The organism is Limosilactobacillus avium, assembly GCF_947381485.1.
GTDB classification, from domain to species: Bacteria; Bacillota; Bacilli; order Lactobacillales; family Lactobacillaceae; genus Limosilactobacillus; species Limosilactobacillus avium.
In genome coordinates this window covers 76,612-100,202 of record NZ_CANCWN010000002.1, presented here as the reverse complement: position 1 = coordinate 100,202, position 23,591 = coordinate 76,612, and the positions used below count along the sequence as shown (strand labels likewise).

Sequence of the window (23,591 nt, the reverse complement as noted above, 5' to 3'; positions counted from 1 at the left end):
CATTATCTTCCTCTCTTATTTGAAAGACAGGTGCAAATTACGTTTCAAAGGGCGCGCAAACAAGGCAGCTACTACCGCCCCAACGACTCCTTGGAGGGTATTAGGAATGACCCCCAGGGCCCCCGTGCTCCAGGAGTAAAGAATGGAATCGGCAAAGAAGTAGCAGACGACCATGACCGCCACACCGAGGATTAAGCCAAGGAGCTGTCCCCAGCGGTTAGGGAGCCAGCGCATCAGCCAGCCGGCAATTAAGCCCTCCAGCCCGTGAGCAACAAAGGAAAACGGGGCGTACTGACCGAATCCGGACAAGAGGTCAAGAAACATCCCGGCGCTACCACCAATTATTCCCCCGTACCACGGTCCCAGGAGCATGGCCCCAACAAAGATTGGAGCGTCACAAAGGTTGACGTTTCCATGGGTCCAGGGCAATGGAATCAGGAAAACCCGGCCAAAAACGATTGACAGGGCAATCAACATTGCCGCTAGGGTTAATTTCTTAGTGGTTTGCTGCGTTTTCACAATTCTCGTCCTCCCTTGATAGGTAAGCAAGTAGTTTTTGCATCTTCATTCCGTACTGCCGGTCGTGGTTATTTAGGGGTTGGGTGGCCCCAATAGCAACCGCTAGCGCTTGACTGGCTTTTTTTACCGCCATTTCTAGTGGGCACCCCTGTGTCAGGTACCCGCACAACAAGGCAGCAAAGGCGTCCCCGCTCCCGTAAAAGTGTCCGGGACGGCGGGGCGAATCATACCATTGATAGCCGTCTGCAGAACAGAGGCAACAGCTGACCCGGTCCCCCCTGACGATTCCTGTTACTACCACGGCCGCAGAGATACCCGCTGCGCGTAATTGAGTGATTAGGGCCGGTAAGTGGTCCGCCTTGAATTCCCGCGGTTGTTTGCCCGCCAAGAGACACAATTCCGTCCAGTTGGGCGTAATTACCGTTGCCCGCTTACACAGCTCCCTAAGCGCACTAGGAAGCTTTGATGAAAGGCCGGGGTACATCTGGCCCTCATCGGCCATTACCGGGTCAACTACCCGGATTTGGGGATGATAGTGGTCAAGAATCTGGACAACTGAATTGGCCAGCGCTGGTTTTCCCAGGTAGCCAATCACGGCGCCATCCAAGACAAGTCCGGCGCGGTCCCAATGGTCAATAACTTGTGGCAGCCAACGCCGAGTATCAATAGCAACGGGCTGGCCAAAGCCCTCCGTCTGCGTGGAAAGGACCGCGGTAGGTAACAGAGCAGTTGACTGCCCCATCGCTTGAAGGATCGTTGTCGCTGCCACCATGGAGATTTGTCCCAGGGCAGTAAAGTCTTCAATTACTAAAGTTGGTTTAACTGTCACCTGGGCCACCTCTTTCTCTTAGCTTAACCATCATTATATACTTTTCCCCGCCCCTTTTGAAAGCCAGCGGGCTCAAAACAGTGTAAGGGGCTATTTGCTAGTTGTTCAAATGGGAGCTAGCGATACAGAAAAACCGTCCAGCCGAAGCTAGACGGTAACGCTCTTGTTCTGGTGTACGGCAATATACCACCAGTCAAGTGCAACAGAGTACACCCTCAAGGGTATCAACTCCTTACTTGGTGCATTGGTGGTAGCCAGTGCACTTTTTTATTATAGACAAAAATAAAAGCTGCCACTTTTTAGTGACAGTCACGCCCAACAACTATATTATTTTTTGGGCTACATTTTGGCTACAATTCATGAAAATTTTATGCAACCCATTTATAATCCAGTCAGCCTAAAGACTTGGTATATCAACATTTCGATATTTAATAAAATTCGTTGATACCCCACAATGGAGATGACGGGAGTCGAACCCGTGTCCAAGCATATCGCCATTTCAACCTCTACGTTCGTATCTCAACTATTTAAGCTTCACTAGTCAAAACGCCGTTGATCAGGGCAACCATGGCTAGCTAGTTTGATTGGTCTCTTCTTACTGCTTCAAACGGGAGCAGGAAGCGTAGTCCACTAACATATAAAACCTACATTCGCATCATGGACGAACCCGAAGTAGATCTACGCGCGCTACTTGTTAGGCAGCGTATGCGTAAGCGTTTGAATTATTGTTTGCAGTTATAATTTAAAACTGAGCGTTTTTACGAAGACGCAACCTTCGAAACGCAGTTGAAACTCGACCTATACCTGTCGAATCCAAAAAACATCCCCGTTACACTAAGTATCATATCATACTTAGTCTTAATCGCATAGTAAAAAGGACCGCGCCGTCGCACGATCCTCGTAAGATTTATTACCACCAGCCATTGGCTTCCCAGTGGGCCTGGGCCGCTTGCCATGAGCCGTAACGGTTTTGCATGTATTGTTGAGCAACCTCTTCTTGGTGCTGTGGTGAAAGGTCACCACCAAGGTAAGACAGGTCAAGCTGGTAACGACCATAGTAGCGACCGTTTTGGGCAGTGTAACTGCCACCAGACTCGTGTTGGGCAATCCATTCCTTCGCTGCTTGTTCAGCACTGGAAAGGTTATTGGATTGACTAGCCTTGTCCGCAGTATTGTCACCAGTCGTGTTGTCCTTGTTTTGTTGGGCATTATTTGTCTGGGTAGCCTGCGTATTTTGGGTATTCATCGTCGAGATTTCCCCATCACCCTTAATCAGTAGCTTTTGACCAACTTGCAGGTGGTTAACATCTGACAAGTTATTGTCCTTCGCAATTTCGTTAATCAAACTGTTGTCCTTAGCGAACTTGTAAGAAATACTCGAAAGGGTATCACCACTTTTTACGGTGTAAACCATGTCGGCGTTGGCAACAACTGCTGTTGAAGTAACACCCAAGGCTACAGCCCCAAGAGTAGCAAAAGCTTTTACAAAGTTTTTCTTAGTATTCATAAACTAAACAACCATCCTTTATCATTCTGATTTATTTCGTTCATTCAACAGCTCTTATGGTACACGGTGAATATTACTAGCCTGTAACAGCTTCTTTTCGCTTTCCCCCATTTCGCCAATATAATGTTACTTGATTGTAATATTGACTACCCCAGCGTTTTCAAGAAGGGCGGCAAAAGCCATTAGGACAGGATTTTTCAGTTTCCCTAACTTTTTCATAAAATCTTCAAAATTCAACTAAAAAAAGGCAAAAATTCCGGAGAATCCTTGAGATTCCGCGGATTTTTGCCTTTTTAACTATCTTTTTTGCGCTTATATTACAGTTGTGTTGCAAAGAAACGTTCACAATACGTGGCCACACCATCATCATCATTCGAGTCGGTAATCGCCGTGGCGGCCTTCTTGACTGCCGGCAAACCATTGGCCATGACAATTCCCTGCCGGGCCGCCTCAATCATTTCGAGGTCGTTGTCAGCATCCCCAAAGCTCATCAGGTTACTGAAGTCGTCACCGAAGTGCTTGAGCAGGACCTTAAGGCCAGCCGCCTTATTAACTCCAATCGGCAGGAACTCCATGATCATTGCCTGTGACTGCACGGCGTGATAATGCTTCTTCAGGTCGGCCGGAAGTTCTTTGATGATTGGTGTGAGTTTTTCTGGTGAAATTGCCATTACGGCCTTGCTAAAGGTCTCTCCCGGCAGCTGGGCCGCCTTAATATTCCTGAACTTAATGTGTTTCAGAACTGACCGGTAGATTGAGCCGGGGAAGTCATTCAGCTCGAAAACCTGGTCAAAGTCCAAAACATTTAACGGAATATGGTGGGCATTGACGAAGTGTAATAATGGTGCCAGGTCATGCTTGTCCATCCCCATTTCAAACAGGTGGTCCTTCGTCCGGTTATTGATTACCAGGCCCCCGTTGAAGGTGATCGTGTAGTCATCTGGTTCGGTTAGCCCCAACTGCTCGATGTAGGGCCAGATGGCGTTGATTGGCCGCCCCGTGCACAGGACAACGTGGATTCCTTGTTGGTGGAGTTTTCTCAAGACCGCCTCATTACGCGGTGAAATCTCCTTCTTACTGTTGAGCAGCGTGTTATCAAGGTCTAATGCAATCATCTTAATCATTTTGATTCATCCTTCTCCTTGTTTGCCTGGACAATCTGTTGGTTAAATGCGGAAAGGAGGTCCAAAAGTTTGGCCCCCCGCTCCGTGCCAAAGATGGTTAGCCAGTTGCTAAAGCGTTTCTTAACCCGCTGGGCAATCTGCCCTTCCACCTTTTTCCCCTCTGGCGTTGCTACCAAAGACTGGCGCCGCCGGTCTGCCGGGTCCTTTTTCTGGATAACGTAGTGGTTTGTCAACAGGACCTTCAGCTGCCGGGAGACGGCACTCCGGGTGACCCCCCGTTCTTTTGCAATGTCCATCAGCTTTACTCCCGGCTGGTGGACAATACTGCGTAGAATCAAGTATTGCTCAAAAGACAGGGAAAAAGCTGCCGAGGGCTCAGAGATAAAGGAACCGAGTCCCTTTAACCCGGTTAGGTAAAGGTCGATTGCCTGGTCTAGTAAGTGTTCATCCTCAGCCACGACCGTCGCTCCTTACTGGTGATTCAAAATTGCCTTAGCAACCATCCGCGTGTAGTGAATGTTTCCTTGTTCATCCATGTGAACATTATCATCAGCAAACCAGTCTGCGTGGTTGTTGCTTTCTGCTGACCAGTCAATCACGTGGACATTCTTATGTTTCTTGGCTGCGGCCTTGATTTCCCGGTTAACGGTCTGTTGCCATGGCTTGGTTGGCACGTGGGCGGTCAGCCAGTAGACTTGCCGGTTGGAACCAATCCCAGACAAGATCTCGTTGACCGTCTCCTTGGTCATTGCCCCGTTCGTTCCCAGGTTCAGCACCACGTTCTTATTCAGGTGCCCATCTGACTTTAACTGGCTAATGACTGCGGGCGCTTCTGAACCCTGGCGGCCAACTTTGGCATCAACATAGGCCTGGGGCATTAATTCCTGAATACTATTGGCGGCATCGGCCATTACCGAATCACCGATCGCCGTAACCTTGGTATTCTTCAGTGCCTTAACCTGCTGAGCAGTCAGGTTGTACTTCTTTTCCAGTTTGCCGGACTTCTCCGTTGACGTCTTCTTCCCCTCCGCAAGCTGTTTATTATGTTGGGCAGCAAGCTGGTGGTTATGTTCAATCCGGACCTGGACCGCCGTCTTCGCAGGCTGGTGGTCTGGTTGACTCAAGCCGAAGAGGGCAATTCCCAATGCGATAACACTAAAGGCCATTTTAATTCCTCCCTGAAGCGAAATTGTCTTAATACTATGTAAGTCTTGTCTAATATTTGTCCAATCATAGTGGGCCAGCGGCTTTTCCAAAAGCTGGTAGGAAAGCTCACTAACGACCCCGATAATCACCAGCTCGATTAGTGAATTAATAACCGGGTGGACACCGACATGAATCGCCCGTTCATAAAAGGCCATTACCGGATACTGGTAAACGTAAATCCCGTAGGACCGCTTGCCGATCCAGGTGAATACCGGGTTGGTCATCCACCGGTTCATACTGGCGCCCGGGTGCAAAATCATCGCCGTGGTGATCATACCAACGAAGCTGTAGAAGAACATCCCCCCGCGGTAGGTCGCCGGGTTCTGCCCGTTCAGGGTGAAGAAACCAATAATCGTGATTATGATGGAAGCAATTCCTAACCCATTCAGTAGGTTTATGTCGGACTGGATCAGGTTTTTCCGCAGGCGGTTTAGTGGCCAGGTAAGGCCCAGCCAAGACCCTAACAGGAGGGAGAAGGCCCGGGTATCGGTCCCGTAGTAGACCCGGTTAATATTTGCCGGGTCATAGAGGAGAGCCATTTCAACCGCCGAGGCAATTGCCAGTAAAAGGACCACGCGGGCCACCCGTTTCTTCTTTCCCAGAATACGGAAAAGCAAAATCAAAATTAGCGGCCACAGTAAGTAGAACTGAGCTTCCACTCCCAGGGTCCACAGGTGTGTGAATGGCGAGATTCCGCCAAATTGGTCAAAGTAGGACTGACCATTTTTAATCTCCCACCAGTTATAGACCCACAGCAGGTTAGTGAGGACAATCGCCTTAATGTGGTGCAAAAGCGGCCGGGCAAACAGGGTAATGTACGCTGTTGTCAAAACCAGCATTGCAATTAGGACTGGATAAAGACGCTTAAACCGGCGCTTATAGAATGCCAGAATATCAAAGAAACCGTCTTGCATTAGGTGCTTGGATATCTGGTAAGTAACAAAGTAACCGGATATCAACAGAAAAAGGGGAACCCCCAAGTAGCCCCCTTGCAGTACATTTGGTAAAAGGTGGTAAACAATGACCCCCAATACCGCCAACGTACGTAGACCATCAATGCCAGTAATATATTGACGCTGCCTACGCCTAGCTGATCTCATTTCAACAACCTCCACTTTTTGTAATCCTCATAAAATTATACTGGCTGAAATGACTGGTGTATAGCCCTTTCACAAAAAATAAGGCCGGAAAAGGCGAAAAAATTTCCCTTTTCCTGCTTTATTTGATAATTAAAGGACACCGGGCTTACTTTCTTTGCCGCTGGTGCCCTGTTAAGCCTGCGCCAGTCATCTTAACCGATGTGGTTTTCTTTCAAAATATCGGCGACCACCTTATCCATCGCGGGCGTCCGTTTCCATTCTTCCCAGTGGTCCATCGACTCGTCCTGCATCTTGTAGTGACTGTTGATGTAGTCCTCATACTTGGCGACGTTACGTGAGTGGGGGATGTTCAGCTGGAGGATCCGGACCTCCTTAATGAAACCGCGTTCCGCTGCCAGTTCGGCCCGTCCGTTATGGACCATGTTACCAATCTCGTAGTAGGTGCTCCCGTCGTTTCGGGTAATCTCTTCAATTAGTGTTAAAACTTCGTGTTGCTTTTCCAAAGTATGTTCCCCCTTCTTACCTAGTCAATTATAGCGATAAAAAACAAAAAAATCACCGTCGCGATGACGGTGATTGGCATAAGAGAGAAAGAGAATTGGTTAGAAGGTAAATACTTAATACCTTGCAACTATTATGATAGCGGTTTCACCAGTGGAAGTCAATACAAAATTCTAAAAAATGTCAATTTTAGGAAATAAAAAAGCCGCAACGATCAACGGTGACCATTGCGACAATTTATTTTATTGAACAGTAACTGACTTAGCAAGGTTCCGTGGCTTATCAACATCCAGGCCCTTCCCCAGACTAGTGTAGTAGGCCAACAATTGTGCTGGCAGCACACTAAGCAGTGGTGTCAAGTATTCATCAACATCTGCCAAGACGATTGTGTCGTCTTCTTGGGCCAGGTGCCGGGAAACGATGGTGATCGTACTTGCCCCCCGGGCCTTGGTTTCATCCAGGTTACTCCGGGTCAAACCAGCTGTCCGGTCCTGGGTGATGATGCCAATAACCGGTGTATTCTTTTCGATCAGGGCAATCGTCCCGTGTTTCAGTTCACCAGATGCGAAGCCTTCTGCTTGGACATAGGAAATTTCCTTCAGCTTCAACGCTGCTTCCAAGGAAACGCTCCAGTCAATTCCCCGCCCGATATAGAAGGCGTTCCGTGGCTTAGAAAGGTAACGTGCGGCCACTTCTTCAATCTTCTTCTTACTATCGGTGATGGCTTGCATCCCGTTGGCAACTAACCCGAGTTGGTGCTTAACGTCAAAGTCCTTGGCGGGCTGCTTGCCCAGGTATTCACCCAAGGCCTTGGCCAGAATTGCTTCAACGGCGATTTGGGCCGTGTAAGCCTTCGTTGAGGCCACAGCAATTTCTGGACCAGCATACAGCAATTCAGTGAAGGTTGCTTCACGCGAAAGGGTCGACTTATCGACGTTGGTAATCGTCAGGCTTGGCCAGTTATTCTTATTCACGTTGACCAGTACCTGCCGACTATCAGCAGTTTCACCACTCTGGCTCAGGAAAATGAAGAATGGCTTCTTGGACAGCAGTGGCTGTTCGTAGGCAAACTCTGAAGAAATGTGCACACTGGTTGGAACCCCACAGAGCCGTTCAAAGATCCGGGCACCAACTAAGCCGGCGTGGTAACTAGTTCCGGCCCCAACAATGTATAAGTGGTCGGCATCGGCCATTGACTTCAGCAGCTTTTCGTCAATTTGTGGTTGCCCGTCCTTACCGAAGTACTTTTGAACCAGCTTCCGCATTACTGCCGGCTGTTCATCAATTTCCTTCAGCATGTAGTATGGGTAAGTCCCCTTGTCAGCGGCGTTTTCATCCATGTCAACCTTAAACGACTTGCGGTGCTTTTCGTTGCCGTCAAAGTCCTTGATGGTGACGTGGTCCGGCTTAACAATTACCAGTTCATGGTCATCGATTTCCATGAAGGTGTTCGTCTGCTTGATCATTGACATCGCATCGGAGCCCACCATGTTGTAGCCATCGGCCAGGCCAACCAGTAGTGGTGACTTGTTCTTAGCAACGTACAGAGTGTCCGGTTGTTCCCGGTCAATCATCACGAAGGCGTAGGAAGAATCAGGACTGATTAAGCGCAGCACCTTTAAGAGGGCCCCTTCAGTTGTCATCTTATTTTCAACAACAAACTTATCAACCAACTGAACAATTACTTCAGTATCGGTTTGGCTAGTAAAGTGCACACCGGCCAGGTATTCCTTCTTCAGTTGGGCATAGTTTTCAATAACCCCGTTGTGAACCAGGTAGAAGCGGTCATCTTGGGAGTATTGCGGGTGCGCATTGGCCTCGCTTGGTTCCCCATGAGTTGCCCAACGGGTATGACCAATCCCGGAAAGGCCATGAACGTCGTCCGTTAAGGCTGCTTCCAGGTTACTGATCCGTCCCGGGCGCTTCACGAGGTAGTCATGCCCCTGCTGGTCATTTAAATAAACCCCTGCTGAGTCATAGCCCCGGTATTCCAGCCGCTTAAGCCCCTCAATTAAGATTGACAAACTCTGGTCAGTACCGGTAACTCCAACAATTCCACACATAATTTATTCCATCCTTTTTATTTAAGTTTCATTTAAATTGGTATAGATAACTTTAAAATCGTTAGTTTCTTGGCTAACTGTATTGTATAGTACAGGTTTTCAAATTGATTGTCAATCGGTTGCACTCAATTGGTATAGGTATTAGCAAAAACATAATGACTTTCCTGGTTTGCGCATATTACACCATCGTTTTTAAGAAAAAGCGCGCCCCAGGTGGCTAGTTACGGACAATCAACAATATATTCGTACCAATGATTGTCTTCAATTAGTCATCCGGAGCGCGCTCGAATGCACAGTTTAATTATTTAACTTCTAGTTCTGCCCGGGCAACGTCACCAATCTTTTCAACATACTGGTGAACCAGTTCCTTAGTTGGGGCCTCGGCCATAATCCGGAGAAGCGGTTCTGTCCCACTTGGCCGGACAAGAACACGACCATTACCAGCCATCTCATCTTCGACCTCTTTAATGACCTTCTTAAGGTCCGCGTTTTCCATTGCTGCTGCCTTGTCAGCAACCTTAATGTTCAACAGTTCCTGTGGGTAGGTTGTGACATCGCTAGCCAATTCGGCCAGAGTCTTACCGGTTTCCTTGACGACGGACAGCAATTGCAAGGCGGTCAGCATCCCATCACCAGTGGTGTTGTGGTCGAGGAAGATGATGTGACCGGATTGTTCACCACCAAGGTTGTAGCCGTTCTTCAGCATCTCTTCGACAACGTAACGGTCACCGACCTTGGTCTTAACACTCGTCATCCCGTGAGCTTCTAAGGCCTTATACATCCCCAGGTTACTCATGACGGTCGTTACCACGGTATCCTTCTTCAGGGTGCCCTTGTTATCCATGTACTTCCCACAGATGTACATGATCTTATCACCATCAACAATATTACCGTCAGCGTCAACCGCGATGCAACGGTCACCGTCACCGTCGAAGGCCACCCCGAGGTCAGCACCGTTTTCAACAACCGCCTTCTGAAGTCCAGCGGGGTGGGTTGACCCACATTCAAGATTGGTGTTCAAACCATCTGGTTGGTCATTAATTGGCACAAAGTCAACGTTCATGTCCGCAAAGAGGTTGGAAACAAAGCCACTTGTGGCCCCGTTAGCAGCGTCAACAACGACCTTCAAGCCACTCAAGTCGGTTGAAACGGTTTGCTCGAGGAAGGAAGTGTACTTCAAAGCCCCCTCGTGGTAATCGGTAACCATTCCCAGGCCCTTATCGGATGGCCGCGGCAGGGTATCCTCATCCGCGTCTAACAATTGTTCAATTTCATATTCAAGGTCGTCAGACAACTTGAAGCCGTCCCCACCAAAGTACTTGATTCCGTTGTACTTAATTGGGTTGTGACTGGCCGTGATCATGACCCCGGCATCAGCATCCTGGGCCCGGACCAGGTAGGCAACTCCAGGGGTAGTAACGACCCCTAAGCGGAGGACCTCAATCCCCACGGAAAGCAGACCGGCAACCAGGGCATTTTCCAACATCTCACCGGAAATCCGGGTATCACGGGATACGAGGACCTGTGGCTGCTTCCGTTCAGAGTGCCGGGTTAAAACATAACCCCCGGCCCGGCCAACACGAAAGGCTAATTCCGGACTTAAATCTTGGTTTGCAACCCCACGGACACCATCTGTACCAAAATACTTTAATTTCATTGTTCTTCTCCTTCAATTAATTATTAGTAGAACTTGTACTACTTTCTTTCGTCGTGCTATTTGTTATGTCGTTACTATCCTGACTCCTGCTCGAGGAAGAACTACTAGAATCTTCACTACTGGAACTGCTGGAGCTATCACTACTCCGGCTAATCGGAATCGTCACGTTTGTTGTCTTCGGTGTAATAACCACGTTCAGGGTCTGACCGTTCTTATCCAGTGCCTGCAAGGTTACCTGCCGTTGCAGGTCATTCTTAGCGTCACTTGGAATAGCGACAAAGGCCACTACTCGGCTGACCCGGTCAACCTCTTCTCTTGAACCGGTGACCTGGACAACATCCGTATCCAGCCGTGGCCGGCCAATCGTGTAGCCATTGTCTAATGTCCGCGAATTCAGCCGGACGCTTACCCGCATGCTAATGGTCCGGCGCGGCTGAATGTTGACGTTAATGTACTGGGGCTTGGTTGTGGCGCGCAGCTCGGAATTAAGGCCACTCGTCTTGACCTTTACCCGGTGGGTTCCGGGCGCAAGTTTACTCAGGTCCAGGTAGGCCCGGAAGTTCTGGATATTGTTAGTAGTGGTCACTAAGGCCGATGGTCCATTGACCCGCACCTTGACCGTTTGGGGATAACCGGTGACGACGTACTTCGCATTGTCCACGGTAATGTTGAGCGGCATCTCAATTGTCGCCGACTTGTTGGACATCAGGGCACTGTTGCGGTTACTGTCCCGGGTATTCTGGCGTAAAAAACCATTCTTGCTGCCATTGACGTACACGAAGAGAAAGATTGCCAGGACCAGGGCCGTTAGCCGTAGTACCCACTTGCGGCTGAAAAAGCCGTCGTTATTTTTGTTCATGACGACCACCTCCGTTGCGACCAAGTAAGCCGAATAACTTAGTCAGCAGGTTTCCGCTATCTTGGGGAACCTTCTTGTAAAGCTGGGCCCGCAAGAATTTCAGGTAATCACTCTGGGACATATTGCGGATCAACTCGTTATCCTTGGTGATGGAAACCTCACCAGTTTCTTCTGAGATAACGATCGTCAAGGCGTCCGTAACTTCACTAATCCCAACCGCCGCCCGGTGCCGGGTCCCCAATTCCTTGGGGATTAGCTTACTATCCGACAACGGTAGGTAGGCGGCGGCCACCGCAATCCGGTTATCCTTAATGATAACCGCCCCATCGTGCAGTGGCGTGTTGGGAATAAAGGTATTGATCAAAAGCGCCCCGGAGATGTCCGCATCCATTGGAATCCCGGTTTCAATGTACTCTTCGAGCCCCGTATTCATTTGAATACTGATCAGGGCCCCGATCCGGCGCTTTGACATGTATTGGATTGCCTGATCAAGTTGCTTGATCATTTCCTCTTCAGTCTCATTCGCTGTTTGATGAGCCGTAAAGAATGAACCACGCCCAAGGTGTTCCAGTCCCCGCCGAATTTCTGGCTGAAAGATAACCACGATTGCGATTACTCCCCAGTTGATTACCTGATCCATCAACCACGAAACGGTGCTTAAGCCAAAGTACCAACTGATGACCTTGACCAAGATAATGATCAAAATTCCACGGAAAAGCTGCACAGCCCGTGTCCCGCGAATCAAGATCAGCAACTCGTAAATCAAGAACCAGATGACAAGGATATCGATGAGGTGGATCAAGTTCTGCCACGTCAGAAGCGAAGCAATAAACTGCATAGCATTCACCATCCTCCAAATTCACGTTCATATTATATCATTTTCACCGGTAAAAGTCTGGTATGCTAGTAGTATTGACTAAATCAAGGAGGCTGTATTTTTGCAACGGATTTCTTTTCAGTGGAAAGTACGTATCTTCTTTCTGGTACTAATTGCCTACCTATGGCTAACGGTTAAGCCACCGTATAACTTCATGGCCTTTAACACTTTCCTCGGTTACCTACCGATTGAGTTTGGCTTTCAGATGCGGCGCTTTAATGACCGCCGGGCCTTGGCCTTTTGGGTCACCCTCATCCTGTGGGTGATTTTTTACCCAAACGCCCCGTACGTCAGCACGGACCTCTTCCACCTTTCCTGGCTCCGGCCCCATACCAGCATTAACGGCATCCTCAAGAGTGATCCCCACATCTGGCTGATCTTTGTTTTAATGATTGTTTGTGCCTTCTCATGCCTCATTCTGGGAACCATTAGCCTGCAAAATACCGCTGCCCAGTTGACCCGGCTGACAAGTCCGCACCATCCGCAATTGCAAGCCTGGTGGGTGCTCTTCTTTTGCTTTACCTCCAGCGTGGGAATTTATATTGGGCGTTTTCTCCGCCTGCACTCCCTCTACCTGCTCTTTACCCCCTCGTGGTTTATTCGTCAGCTTCTTGGTATCTGGTCCAAGCCAATGCTGGAATTCACCATCATGTTAACGGTCATGCAGCTTATCACCTATGGGCTCCTAAACTGGGTCCAACGTCTTCCTAAAGATTAAAAAACGACCACTGGCTTTCGCAAAAACGAATACCAGTGGTCGTTATTTTTTATTCAGCTAAGGCTGCCTTAACCTTGTCGGCCGTTGGGATCGAAGGCATTGCCCCCATCTGTTGAACCGTCAGGCTAGATGCCCGCTGTGCGTATACTAGCGCGTCAGCAACGTTACTCAGGTCATCCTTCAGTTGGGAACTCAGGGCCCCAATAAAGGTGTCACCGGCTGCGGTGGTGTCAACCGCCTTGACCTTAAATGCCGGAACAAGGCCGTGACCTTCCGGCGTAGCGTAGAAGACGCCCCGCGAACCAAGCGTAATCAGAAGGTGCTTAACGCCCCGCTTCTGGAAGTACTCCGCACTCTTCAGCATTGATTCTTCGTCCGCAACTTCAATCCCCGTTAACAGGGCACATTCGCTTTCGTTTGGGGCAATCACGTCCGTGTAAGAAAGCAATTCAGGAATGATGTCATGGGCCGGTGCCGGGTTCAAGATTGTGGTAACCCCGTGTTCCTTAGCCAGCTTAAAGGCCGCCAGAGTAACCTCTTGAGGAGTTTCAAACTGACTGATCAAGAAGTCAGCACCATCCAAAACATCTTCAATGCCCGCCAGAACATCAGTGGTCATCGCCTGGTTGGCACCCCCGTAAATCATAATGTCGTTCTGGCCGTTTGCATCAAGCGTAATAGCAGCGGTTCCCGTACCATGGTATTTGTCGACCATGATGTGGTGGACATCAATGTTGTTTTCTTTGAGGGCTTCTAGCATGTATGAGCCTTCGTTATCGGAACCAACCGCGCCAACAAAGGATGTCTGTGCACCGGAGCGAACAGCCGCAACGGCTTGGTTAGCACCCTTACCACCAGGTGCAGAACTTTTGCTCTTTGCCGAAATCGTCTCGCCTGGTTGCGGGAAACGTTCAACGTGGTAAGTGGTATCAACGTTAATACTTCCTAAAACTACTACCTTATTCGCCATTTTCATTCTCCTTTATCTGTAAGATTCTCTTGATTTTATTCTATGATACCATACGACAAAAACGATTACAAAGCTTATCGCAACAATAAGTAAAACGTTTTGATGGTTTTATAAAAAGAAGGGGAAAAGACTACTATCCCTTCCCCACAATTCCTAGTTACGGCCGATAATCCGGACTTCCGTCTGCAGGGCCACCCCATACTTTTTCTTGACGGTTGCCTGAACATGGTGGATCACCGCAACGTAATCCGCCGCCGTCCCGTGGTCAATGTTAACGATGAAGCCGGCGTGCTTCTTAGAGACCTGGGCGCCCCCCGCAGTGTACCCTTGCAGGCCCGCGTCGTGAATCAGTTTACCAGCAAAGTACCCCTGCGGACGCTTGAAAACACTGCCGCAGGATGGTAAATCAAGGGGCTGTTTAGCGGCCCGGCGTTCATTCAGCTCCTTCATCTTGGCAGCGATTTCGTCATGGTCACCGGCTTGGAGGGTGAAGGTCGCATCCAGGACGATCCCGTGGGAATCCTGAATACTACTGTGACGGTATCCAAAGTCCAGTTCCTGGTTACTCAATTTCTTGATTTTCCCGTCTGGAAACAGCACCGTTGCCGAAGACGCCACCATCTTCGTTTCACCACCATAAGCACCGGCATTCATAAAGATTGCCCCACCGACACTACCGGGGATTCCTGCCGCAAATTCAAGGCCCGTCAGGCTGTGGTCACGGGCAACCTCAGTTGTCTTAATGTATGCAGCCCCCGCCTGGGCGGTTACCTCGTTGTGGTCAACGGTAATTGCATCCATCTTCGTCAGGATCAGGACAAGCCCTTCAATCCCGCCGTCTTTAACAATCAGGTTGCTGGCGTTGCCCAGGACGGTCAGGGGAACTTGGTGAATGCGAGCGTAGTCAACCAGTTGCTTGACTTCGTCGACATTCTTTGGGAAGGCGAGCCAGTCAGCAGGCCCACCGGTGTGCGTGTAAGTATAGTGCATCAATGGTTCGTCCTGCTTGATTTCGATACTAGGAAACTCATTCATTAAATTAGCCATTTCGTTATTCCTCATTTTCTGATTATTTCTCTTTAACTTCCTATAGTATTGTAGCATTTAATTGCAAAAGCCGGTGACCGTTTGTACAATTATAAGTATCATCAAACAAATTAGGACGGTGTTTAAATGAACTTTGTTGCCATGGATTTTGAAACCGCAAGCGGTAAGCGGTACAGCGCCTGTTCTCTGGCCCTTTCAATTGTCCGCAACGACCAAATCGTTGACGAATTTTATTCCTTAATCAACCCCCACACGGATTTCTTCTGGCGCAACATCCAGGTCCACGGGATCCATGAGCGTGACGTTGCCGACGCCCCCTCATTTCCCGCCGTCTGGGACCATATCAAGGAATTCTTCACCCCTGATAAACTGGTCATTGCCCACAATAACTGCTTTGATAACAGTGTGTTAAAAAGCACCCTGGAGCACTATGGCATCCAGCCACCGGCTTACCAAACTCTGGACACACTGACCACGAGTCGGCGCTTGATTCCAGGTTTGAGCAACTATAAGCTTAACACGGTGTGCGATGCCCTTGATATTGACCTCCACCATCACCATAATGCTTTGGATGATGCCCAGGCATGTGCCAATATCCTACTTTACCAGGGCCACCACTTTAGCCCCCAACAACTTAGCCCTTTTATCAAACTTATCGGTTAGGAGAACGTAATTATGCCTAGTATTAACCTTCACGGTGGCCAACTCTCTTTAGACGATTTGAACGCCATTTTTGCCACCATTCCCGTTGAATTCGATTTTATTGACCAAGACGACATCATCCGCTGGTCATCGGCGAACCACCACCGCTTATTCAAACGGACTGATAAGGACCTCGGAAAGCACGTTTTGGATGTTCACCCCGGGCACAGCCAAAAACGGGTCAAGCAAGTCTTGGCCGAGATGCACGGTGGTGACCGCGATTCGATCAAAATCTTGATCAACTATCACCAGCAACCGGTCAGCATCGCCTTCTATGCCCTCCACAATGACGATGGTCAGTACATCGGCTGCATTGAGGTTACCCAACCAGTCGGTGACTTCCAACAGCGGGGGTCACTCTGGCGCAATATCAAGCAGATGTTCAATAAGAAATAATAATTAAAGACGCACCTGATGTTTGAAAAAAGTCAGGTGCGTCTTTTTACTATTCTGGCTGGTACTCCATCACAAGGGCGGGGCGCCCATCTTCAACCGTCTTCCCCGTCTCCTCAAAGTGTAGCTTTCGGTAAAGGGCAATTGCTGGTGAATTATCTGCGAAAACCGACAAAACGAGCTTCTTTAGGCTGCTATAGTTTTCGAACCAGTACTCAGCCTCGTCAACGAGTAGCTGACCAATGCCATTTCGCCAGTACTTCTTTTCGACGACCACGCCCAGTTCGCCCACTTCGGGATGGTCAGCAAGCATCATAACGGTAACAATGCCCACCGGTTCATCCCCAAGCATCGCCAGCATCACTACACAGTCGTCAAACTGGTTAATCATCTTGATGTTGTCGGCTTCTTGTTCCAAGCTTACGTCCAGCAGGTGGGGCACCTGGACGGCGTTACTTTCCGTAGCTGTCTGCCGCAAAAAGGCCAGGACCTTGGCAGCGTCTTCCGGGCCCGCCAACTTAATTGTGACCGCGTCCATTTAGGCCACCACGTCCTTAACGATTTGCACAAAGTGGTCACCATGGGGTTCAAATTCCAGGACCCGCTTGTTCTCATCATCAGTCCGCCGGAAGTGAATGGCCAAGAAGTCAGCTGGCAGTTCATCTTCCACAAATTCAGCCCATTCAACCACGCTTACCCCGTCGCTGTCAAAGTACTCCTCAAGGCCCAGGTCCTCTGCACCACCGTTCTCGAGACGGTAAGCATCCATATGGTATAGTGGCAATCGCCCATCGTGGTATTCATGAATAATCGTAAAGGTCGGACTCTTGATAATGTCCGGAATGTCGAGCCCCTTTGCTAAACCCTTAGTAAAGGTCGTCTTCCCCGCACCGAGGTCACCATCCAGGACTAAGACATCGCCGGCCTGGAGCTTTTGACCAATCTTTTCGCCCAGGGTGATGGTTGCCTCCCGACTATCCATCTTTACTTTCTCTTCCACCAGGATCACCTCATTTTCATTATTGCTGTTTATTATTGTAGCCTATCAGCGACCGGAAAACAAAAGCTGGGTTGACGTATTTTGCCAACCCAGCTCTACTTTTAAATTTTCAACACTAACACGTGCGCCGTGGCGATTTTTATGCCCGGGCGGCGGTAATCAGGGCAACGTCGTAAACGTCGTCTTCGTTGCATCCCCGTGAAAGGTCCGCAATTGGGGCATTCAGGCCTTGCAGAATTGGGCCCACAGCCGTTAAGCCACCAAACCGTTGGGCAATCTTGTAGCCGATGTTACCAGCTTCCAGGCTTGGGAATACGAAGACGTTGGCGTGACCGGCAACCTTAGAATCTGGGGCCTTCAGTTCACCAACTTCGGGAACAAAGGCCGCATCAAATTGGAGTTCACCATCAGCTGGCAGGTCCGGTGCCATTTCGTGAACCTGCTTCGTTGCCTCGGCAACCTTGGTGACCATGTCACCCTTGGCAGAGCCCTTCGTGGAGAAGCTCAGCAGGGCAACCTTCGGGTCAATGCCAAAGAGCTTAGCAGTGTCGGCACTTTGAACCGCGACTTCGGCCATCGTTGGGGCATCCAGTTCAATGTTGATGGCACAGTCAGCAAAGATGTAGCGCTGGTCGCCCTTGATCATCAGGAAGGCCCCACTAATCCGGTGAGCACCAGGCTTAGTCTTAACGATTTGCAAAGCTGGACGAACGGTCGAACCGGTGGAGTGAACGGCGCCAGATACCATTCCGTCAGCCTTACCCATGTAAACCAGCATGGTTCCGAAGTATGAAACGTCCTTGAGCATTTCCGTAACTTGTTCAGGAGTGTTCTTGCCCTTCCGCCGTTCGAGCAGTGCATCAAACATTGCCTTCTTGTCTTCTTCAGGATATTCAGCAGGGTCCAGAATGCTTAAAGCAGAAATGTCCCAGCCGTTGTCCTTGGCGGTCTTTTCAATGTCTGCCCGCTTACCAAGCAGGATGGGCTTAATCAAGCCGTCGTTTTGCAGACGAACAGCAGCACCGAGGACCCGCTTGTCTTCACCTTCTGGGAACACAATCGTCTTGTTTTGTCCCTTAACCTTGGCAGCAATTTCATCAAATAATTCCATTATGCAAGTACCTCCTCAATTGATCCTTAAGCATTTTTCGGCAACTGATTAGTTGTCCCTTCATCCGCCACCGGATTTTCCGGCAGCTGCCAATCAATTGGCTGTTCTCCCATTGCGCGAAGTGCTTCGTTGGTCTTTGAAAACGGCCGTGAACCAAAGAAACCACGGTTAGCAGACAGCGGACTCGGGTGGGCTGATTCGAGAATAATATTGGTATTCGTGTTAATCAGCTTCTTCTTGTCCCGGGCTGCCCGCCCCCACAGGATAAACACCACGGGCTTCGGGCGCTCAGACAATGCATGAATTGCCGCATCCGTCAGCTTTTCCCAGCCGTGTCCCCGGTGAGAAAAGGCCTGTCCCGCTCGGACGGTTAGAACCGAGTTAAGCAGGAGAACGCCCTGGTCGGCCCAGTGCTTTAGGTAACCATGGTTCACGGGCTTAAAACCCACGTCACTTTGCAATTCCTTATAGATATTTTGCAAAGATGGTGGAACCGCCACTCCTGGTAACACTGAGAAACTGCATCCGTGTGCCTGGTGGGGGCCATGGTAAGGGTCCTGCCCCAGAATAACCACCTTCACCTTACTAAAGGGGGTCCACTCAAAGGCCTCAAAGATATGATGCATCTCCGGATAGATTGTCCGGTGGGTGTACTCCTCCTTTAAGAAGTCATGAAGCTGTGAATAGTATGAACTTTCGAACTGGGGCTCAAGGACCGGCCACCAGTCATTGTGGATTAATCGTCTCATCAGTATTATGCACCTCGTCTTTTATTCTATCATATCTAAATAGGTGGTAACAGTGCTATTGGAAACGCTTTTTTATAATTAGATTATTGGGCATTTATTGGTCAAACTGGTAAAATAGGTTTAATAACTAATTGAGGATGGTGGTGAGTTCGTGCGTAAGTTGTACCTTCGTGATCATTCAACCGACCTGCACGGGACAACAGTAGTTCGTGATGACCAGGGGCGGTCCTGTTACCTCCTGGCTGGTAAGTGGGGAATGCACCACGACGTTTTGTCGTTATACGCCATTAATGGTGAATTACTGGCAGAGGTCAAGCAGCTTTCCCTCGGCCTCTTACCAAAGTTTGGCCTGTACGAGCACCGCCACCGGGTGGGAACCGTTGGTAAGTCCTTTGGCTTTGTCCGCCAGGTCGTTTATATCCGGGGACTTAACTGGATTATCGTGGGGTCACCCCTGAGCAACCGTTACCGGGTCTTTGGGGCCGGCAAACTGGTCTTTGCCCTTAAACCAGTCCAGTTTTCCGGTTCCTACTGTCACGAACTCCGGGTCACGAGGCAGGAAGACGAGCCCCTAGCCATCCTAGTTGCCAGTGTCCTCGACCACTGGGCCCGCGGCGGTCAGTTTGACGTCAATAAGGTCCAATTCAAGAACCGGTCCCTCTCCGATAGTTTTGGGATGGGGTACCGGCTTAAATAAGTTCACAATATTCAGAAGCTGGGAAAAAGGCATCAGAGTGCGCCTTTGGCTAGTATAGGACGATCGTTGGCACGGAACGGGCCAATGATTGTCCGTAATCAATGGACTTGCTTCACGGCGCTAGACACTAGGAGCACCCTTCGACGCGGAGCAAGCCTATTTGGTTTTTCCGCGATTACTGTGTAATATTCGAAGAACTAAAAGTTTAATAAAAGAACCGTCTTCAATCCTGACCGGCTTTTTTTTGGTCAGTTCTTGAAGACGGTTTTCATCTTAGTAGTGCTTCATTACCCGTTCAATTTCGCGATTTTGCTCACGGCGTTTAATTGCTTCCCGCTTATCATATTGGTGCTTACCTTTGGCAACGCCCATCAAGACCTTGGCATAGCCATGCTTGATGTACATCTTGAGGGGGATCAGGGTGACCCCCTTGTCCTGTAGCGCCCCCACTAGGCGGTGAATCTCTTTCTTATGAAGAAGGAGCTTCCGGTTACGGAGCGGGTCTTGGTTAAAGATATTCCCGTTGTCGTATTCACTAATATGAACATTCATCAACCAGGCCTCGCCGTTTTTTATCTGGGCAAAGCCATCCTTGAGGTTAACCCGGTGGGCCCGGACAGACTTAATCTCCGTCCCGGTCAGTACCAGTCCCGCCTCAACCGTGTCCGTCACAAAATAGTCGTGGCGGGCCTTTTTATTTTGGGCAATCAAGTTGTCATTATTCTTTTGTTGGGATCTTTTTGCCATTTTATCCCTCCGTTAGTTTTAATGGTGCCGCCCTTGTGAATGGTGGTCGCGTGAATTATTATGGTGACGCGTTTGGCCCCGGTTAATCTGCCGGTTATTAACGTGCCCATTGTGCTGGTTATGATCATGGCGCTTAACATGACCATGATTACCCCGCCGCCGGTTCCGGTTTCCGCGACGACGGTTATCGTGTTCGTGAGGAACCCGAATCTTGGTCTTTGGCGCGTCCTGCGGATTGACCAGCTCAAAGTCGATTTCCCGCAGGTCCTTGTCAACCCGAAGTAACTTAACCTTTACCGGTTGACCGATTTGGAAGATCCGGTGGGTCTTCCGCCCAATTAGGGCCATGTGTTTTTCGGAGTATTCATAGTAGTCATCCGTCATCACGCTAATGTGGATGAGTCCTTCAACGGTGTTCTCCAGTTGGACAAAGAGGCCGAACTTCATAACGGAGCTGACCACGGCATCGAAGGTTTCGCCAACGTGGTCTTCCATGTACTCGGCCTTCTTCATGCTGTCGACGTCCCGCTCGGTGTCAATTCCCCGCCGCTCGGTGACGGACGTGTGTTCAGCAATCTCTGGCAACTTATCGCGCCAAGCGGCCTTAGCCTTTTCACCCTTACCGTGTTGGGCATACCACTTGATCAGACGGTGAACCGTGTCATCCGGGTACCGCCGAATTGGCGACGTAAAGTGGGTGTAGTACTTAGCGCCCAGGCCAAAGTGCCCCAGTTCCTCGTCAGAGTACTTGGCCTGTTGCATACTCCGCAGCATCATTACCTGGACCATCTGCTCTTCCGGCTTTCCGGCAACGTCTTTCAGGACGTTTTGCAGCATCTTGGGCTTAACGTTGTTCACGTCACCGTGGACGTTGATCCCAAAGACGCTCAAGAAGTCGACAAACGACTTAATCCGGTCTTTATCCGGGGTCTCGTGGATCCGGTAGAGGAAGGGAACGTGCTCATCAAAGTAGTGGTGGGCAACCGTTTCGTTGGCGGCCAGCATGAATGATTCAATCATCCGTTCAGCCAGTCCCCGTTCCCGGAGCTGGATGTCAATTGGGTGACCCTTATCATCAACAATGATCTTTGCTTCCGGCGCCTCAAAGTCGATTGCGCCCCGCCGTTTCCGGTTCTTCAAAAGGATCTTGTGAAGCTCTGCCATGGTTTCAAACATTGGCACGAGGTCCTTGTAGCGGTCAATCGTCTTTTGGTCATGGGCCTCCAGGATCCGGTTAACGGCCTTGTAGGTCATCCGGGCATGGGACTTCATGACACTTGGGAAGATGCGGTGTTTGACGATCTTCCCCTGGTCGTTGATTTCCATTTCACAACTCATTGAGAGCCGCTCCTCACCCGGGTTTAAAGAACAGATACCATTGGACAGGCGCTTCGGCAGCATCGGGACGACCCGGTCCGTCAGGTAAACCGATGTCCCTCGCTTGAAGGCTTCCTTGTCGAGCGGGGTCCCCGGTTGAACATAGTGGCTGACGTCCGCAATATGAACCCCAAGGTGGTAGTTACCGTTATCAAGCTTCCAAGCAACGACGGCATCGTCCAAGTCCTTGGACTCGATGGCGTCAATAGTTACCAGGGGCTGGTTGGTAATGTCCTTGCGCCCCTTCTTTTCTTCGGGAAGGACGTGCAACGGAATTTTGTTTGCCTGCTCCATTGCCTCCTTAGGAAATTCATGGGGAACATCATGAGCATAGATGACCGAGAGAATATCGATTCCCGGTTCATCCTTGTTCCCGATTACCTCCGTAACGGCCCCGGTGAGGACTTGGGGCGACTCGTCGTCTGGATAGGTCTCAACGGTCGCCGTAACAACCTCACCATCCATGGGCTTGAGGCCCTTATCGGTGACAAAAAAGCGGAATTGACTAAGTTTCTTATCCTTCAAGAGGACCTCACCGATGTAGTTACCAACGGTTTCCTGCTTGAATTCACCCACGACCCGTTCGTAGTTGTGTTCCAGGATCTTGGTAACCATTGCTTCTGGGCCCTGGCCCGCTGCGGGGTCACCGGCCTTCAAAACCTTGACCGCCACCTGGTCGCCATTAAGGGCATGCAAGGTGTGGTCGGGATTAATGAACATGTCAGGCAGGTCGGGATCGTATTCTACGAAGCCGAAACCCTTGTCGTTTCCATGGAACGTCCCCGTAATCGGTTCTTGTTTAATAACCGCCTCAAACTCGCCCTTATCGGTTACCCGGGCCTTCTTATCACGTTCAAGCTGGGCGAGGGTCTGGACGATTGGCGTGAACTGCTCGGCATTATCCATATCGAGCGCGTGCGCAATCCGCTCAGCGGAGTAACTGATTCCGGCGTTCTTCGTCAGGAAATCGAGAATATTGTCTTTTAATTTCGTCTTATTGTTGATTGTCATTTGTTACCTCAAATAAATTATTCAAATAGTTTTCAACGTCGCTAAAGAGCTGACGGTGTGCTGAATTTACGGTTAGTAAGTGGGTGGCATCCGGATAGTAGTGAAAGTCAACCGGTGTCCCCTGGGCAAGTAAACGGTCACGAAGCTGGGCCCCTGAATTGGGGTCAATCATTTCGTCCTTACCGCCCTGGGCAATAAAAAACGGCCGGTGAATCCGGTTAAGGTTGACGGCCAGTTGACGGGCAAGCTTCTTAATGTCATTGAGCTGGGCGGGTAACCGCTCGTTAAGCCATGCTAACCGTTCGCTAATCAATTCCGGCTCTGTATGTACCCGCCGGTAGTACTTTTCGGCGAGTGTCGGAAAATATTGGGGAACATTTGAATCCCCCCAGGTTGTTATTGGTGAGGCAAAGACACCCCCGCCAAGCAAGGACGGGTCCTCTTCTACGGCCCACGTTGCCAGCAGGCCCCCTAGTGAAAGGCCAAAGATAGCAATCTGGTCCACCCCCGTGTCCCGCAGGCGGAAAATTGCCATCCGGGTATCATCCTGCCAGTCAGCCGGGCTCCCCTTTTTAAGGATCTCCCGGGGATCACCACCATGACCCGTAAAAAGCGGCGCACAGACCGTGTAGCCGGCCCAGTTAAGCTGGCGGCCAAGCATCCGGACGTCGTTACTGTTGCCCGTATAGGCATGCAGCAGGATTACCCCCTTCTTCCCACTGTGCGGGAAGAAGAAGGTTTCACCAGTATAGGTCTTCATCTCACCATCCCCACTTCTTAATAAAAAGGCCCCCTGAAACTGCTCCAGGAGGCACAAACTTAGAAAA

At 49.8% G+C, this 23,591-nt stretch carries 24 protein-coding genes and 1 other RNA gene; 4 read left to right on the top strand and 21 right to left on the bottom strand.

Annotation, left to right across the window (positions count from 1 at the left end; all coding sequences use genetic code 11):
- Positions 1-15 precede the first annotated feature (15 nt).
- The 12 genes from QOS01_RS01380 to cdaA form a co-directional block, all read right to left on the bottom strand.
- Positions 16-522: an ECF transporter S component gene (locus QOS01_RS01380; RefSeq protein ID WP_408612411.1), complete on the bottom strand. Its 507-nt coding sequence runs from the start codon at positions 520-522 to the stop codon at positions 16-18.
- Positions 497-1,348, bottom strand: a complete 852-nt coding sequence (locus tag QOS01_RS01375; RefSeq protein WP_283620760.1) for a PfkB family carbohydrate kinase — start codon at positions 1,346-1,348, stop codon at positions 497-499. The genes QOS01_RS01380 and QOS01_RS01375 overlap by 26 nt, the downstream gene beginning before the upstream one ends.
- A gap of 452 nt (positions 1,349-1,800) precedes the next feature.
- Positions 1,801-2,176, bottom strand: a transfer-messenger RNA (tmRNA) gene (gene ssrA / locus QOS01_RS01370).
- Positions 2,177-2,258: 82 nt separating this feature from the next.
- Entirely contained in the window at positions 2,259-2,855 is a 597-nt protein-coding gene (gene apf, locus QOS01_RS01365) for an aggregation-promoting factor (RefSeq protein ID WP_283620759.1), read from the bottom strand.
- Between the two features lie 317 nt (positions 2,856-3,172).
- Positions 3,173-3,979: a Cof-type HAD-IIB family hydrolase gene (locus QOS01_RS01360; protein ID WP_047769391.1), complete on the bottom strand. Its 807-nt coding sequence runs from the start codon at positions 3,977-3,979 to the stop codon at positions 3,173-3,175.
- Positions 3,976-4,437, bottom strand: a complete 462-nt coding sequence (locus QOS01_RS01355) for a MarR family winged helix-turn-helix transcriptional regulator (RefSeq protein WP_283620758.1) — start codon at positions 4,435-4,437, stop codon at positions 3,976-3,978. Before QOS01_RS01355 ends, QOS01_RS01360 begins: the two co-directional genes overlap by 4 nt.
- 12 nt (positions 4,438-4,449) lie before the next feature.
- Positions 4,450-6,285 (bottom strand): acyltransferase family protein, encoded by a 1,836-nt coding sequence (locus tag QOS01_RS01350; RefSeq protein ID WP_283620757.1) that lies wholly within the window; start codon positions 6,283-6,285, stop codon positions 4,450-4,452.
- 191 nt (positions 6,286-6,476) lie between these two features.
- Positions 6,477-6,788, bottom strand: a complete 312-nt coding sequence (locus tag QOS01_RS01345; protein WP_283620756.1) for a hypothetical protein — start codon at positions 6,786-6,788, stop codon at positions 6,477-6,479.
- A gap of 240 nt (positions 6,789-7,028) precedes the next feature.
- Positions 7,029-8,849 carry a glutamine--fructose-6-phosphate transaminase (isomerizing) gene (glmS, locus tag QOS01_RS01340; protein ID WP_283620755.1) on the bottom strand — a complete coding sequence of 607 codons (1,821 nt, stop codon included), beginning with the start codon at positions 8,847-8,849 and terminating at the stop codon, positions 7,029-7,031.
- A 301-nt stretch (positions 8,850-9,150) separates the two neighbouring features.
- Positions 9,151-10,506: a phosphoglucosamine mutase gene (gene glmM / locus QOS01_RS01335; protein WP_283620754.1), complete on the bottom strand. Its 1,356-nt coding sequence runs from the start codon at positions 10,504-10,506 to the stop codon at positions 9,151-9,153.
- A gap of 16 nt (positions 10,507-10,522) precedes the next feature.
- The gene (locus QOS01_RS01330) at positions 10,523-11,365 is read right to left on the bottom strand and encodes a CdaR family protein (RefSeq protein ID WP_283620753.1); all 843 of its coding nucleotides are present in this window, start codon (positions 11,363-11,365) and stop codon (positions 10,523-10,525) included.
- Complete coding sequence (cdaA, locus tag QOS01_RS01325) at positions 11,352-12,203, bottom strand: diadenylate cyclase CdaA (RefSeq protein WP_283620752.1); 852 nt, start codon at positions 12,201-12,203, stop codon at positions 11,352-11,354. Before cdaA ends, QOS01_RS01330 begins: the two co-directional genes overlap by 14 nt.
- 100 nt (positions 12,204-12,303) lie before the next feature.
- Between cdaA and QOS01_RS01320 the strand changes: the two genes are divergently transcribed.
- Complete coding sequence (locus tag QOS01_RS01320; RefSeq protein ID WP_283620751.1) at positions 12,304-12,960, top strand: DUF1361 domain-containing protein; 657 nt, start codon at positions 12,304-12,306, stop codon at positions 12,958-12,960.
- Positions 12,961-13,009: 49 nt separating this feature from the next.
- Here QOS01_RS01320 and rbsK read toward each other — a convergent pair whose 3' ends face one another.
- Both rbsK and murB read right to left on the bottom strand, forming a co-directional pair.
- Positions 13,010-13,930: a ribokinase gene (gene rbsK / locus QOS01_RS01315; RefSeq protein ID WP_283620750.1), complete on the bottom strand. Its 921-nt coding sequence runs from the start codon at positions 13,928-13,930 to the stop codon at positions 13,010-13,012.
- A 153-nt stretch (positions 13,931-14,083) separates the two neighbouring features.
- A complete protein-coding gene (murB, locus tag QOS01_RS01310; protein WP_283620749.1) occupies positions 14,084-14,977 on the bottom strand; it encodes a UDP-N-acetylmuramate dehydrogenase in 894 nt (297 codons plus the stop codon).
- A 126-nt stretch (positions 14,978-15,103) separates the two neighbouring features.
- On the opposite strand from murB, the gene QOS01_RS01305 reads away from it, so the two are divergent.
- Both QOS01_RS01305 and QOS01_RS01300 read left to right on the top strand, forming a co-directional pair.
- Positions 15,104-15,640 carry a 3'-5' exonuclease gene (locus QOS01_RS01305; protein ID WP_283620748.1) on the top strand — a complete coding sequence of 179 codons (537 nt, stop codon included), beginning with the start codon at positions 15,104-15,106 and terminating at the stop codon, positions 15,638-15,640.
- Positions 15,641-15,652: 12 nt separating this feature from the next.
- On the top strand, positions 15,653-16,075 hold the full coding sequence (locus tag QOS01_RS01300; protein WP_283620747.1) for a PAS domain-containing protein: 423 nt from the start codon (positions 15,653-15,655) through the stop codon (positions 16,073-16,075).
- Between the two features lie 49 nt (positions 16,076-16,124).
- Here the strand turns inward: QOS01_RS01300 and QOS01_RS01295 are convergent, their stop codons facing one another.
- From QOS01_RS01295 to QOS01_RS01280, 4 genes are all read right to left on the bottom strand, one after another.
- Positions 16,125-16,610, bottom strand: a complete 486-nt coding sequence (locus QOS01_RS01295; protein ID WP_283620746.1) for a GNAT family N-acetyltransferase — start codon at positions 16,608-16,610, stop codon at positions 16,125-16,127.
- The gene (tsaE, locus tag QOS01_RS01290; protein WP_283620811.1) at positions 16,611-17,054 is read right to left on the bottom strand and encodes a tRNA (adenosine(37)-N6)-threonylcarbamoyltransferase complex ATPase subunit type 1 TsaE; all 444 of its coding nucleotides are present in this window, start codon (positions 17,052-17,054) and stop codon (positions 16,611-16,613) included. It lies immediately after the preceding gene.
- Positions 17,055-17,211: 157 nt separating this feature from the next.
- On the bottom strand, positions 17,212-18,183 hold the full coding sequence (gene pta / locus QOS01_RS01285; protein ID WP_283620745.1) for a phosphate acetyltransferase: 972 nt from the start codon (positions 18,181-18,183) through the stop codon (positions 17,212-17,214).
- 26 nt (positions 18,184-18,209) lie between these two features.
- Positions 18,210-18,932 (bottom strand): uracil-DNA glycosylase, encoded by a 723-nt coding sequence (locus QOS01_RS01280; RefSeq protein WP_283620744.1) that lies wholly within the window; start codon positions 18,930-18,932, stop codon positions 18,210-18,212.
- Positions 18,933-19,083: 151 nt separating this feature from the next.
- Here QOS01_RS01280 and QOS01_RS01275 point away from each other — a divergent pair, with 151 nt between their 5' ends.
- A complete protein-coding gene (locus QOS01_RS01275) occupies positions 19,084-19,629 on the top strand; it encodes an LURP-one-related/scramblase family protein (protein WP_283620743.1) in 546 nt (181 codons plus the stop codon).
- 273 nt (positions 19,630-19,902) lie between these two features.
- Here QOS01_RS01275 and smpB read toward each other — a convergent pair whose 3' ends face one another.
- From smpB to QOS01_RS01260, 3 genes are read right to left on the bottom strand one after another with little or no spacing between them, the layout of a single operon-like run.
- A complete protein-coding gene (gene smpB / locus QOS01_RS01270) occupies positions 19,903-20,376 on the bottom strand; it encodes an SsrA-binding protein SmpB (protein ID WP_222259144.1) in 474 nt (157 codons plus the stop codon).
- Between the two features lie 18 nt (positions 20,377-20,394).
- Entirely contained in the window at positions 20,395-22,764 is a 2,370-nt protein-coding gene (gene rnr / locus QOS01_RS01265) for a ribonuclease R (protein ID WP_283620742.1), read from the bottom strand.
- The gene (locus QOS01_RS01260; protein WP_283620741.1) at positions 22,748-23,524 is read right to left on the bottom strand and encodes an alpha/beta hydrolase; all 777 of its coding nucleotides are present in this window, start codon (positions 23,522-23,524) and stop codon (positions 22,748-22,750) included. Before QOS01_RS01260 ends, rnr begins: the two co-directional genes overlap by 17 nt.
- Positions 23,525-23,591: the final 67 nt, after the last annotated feature.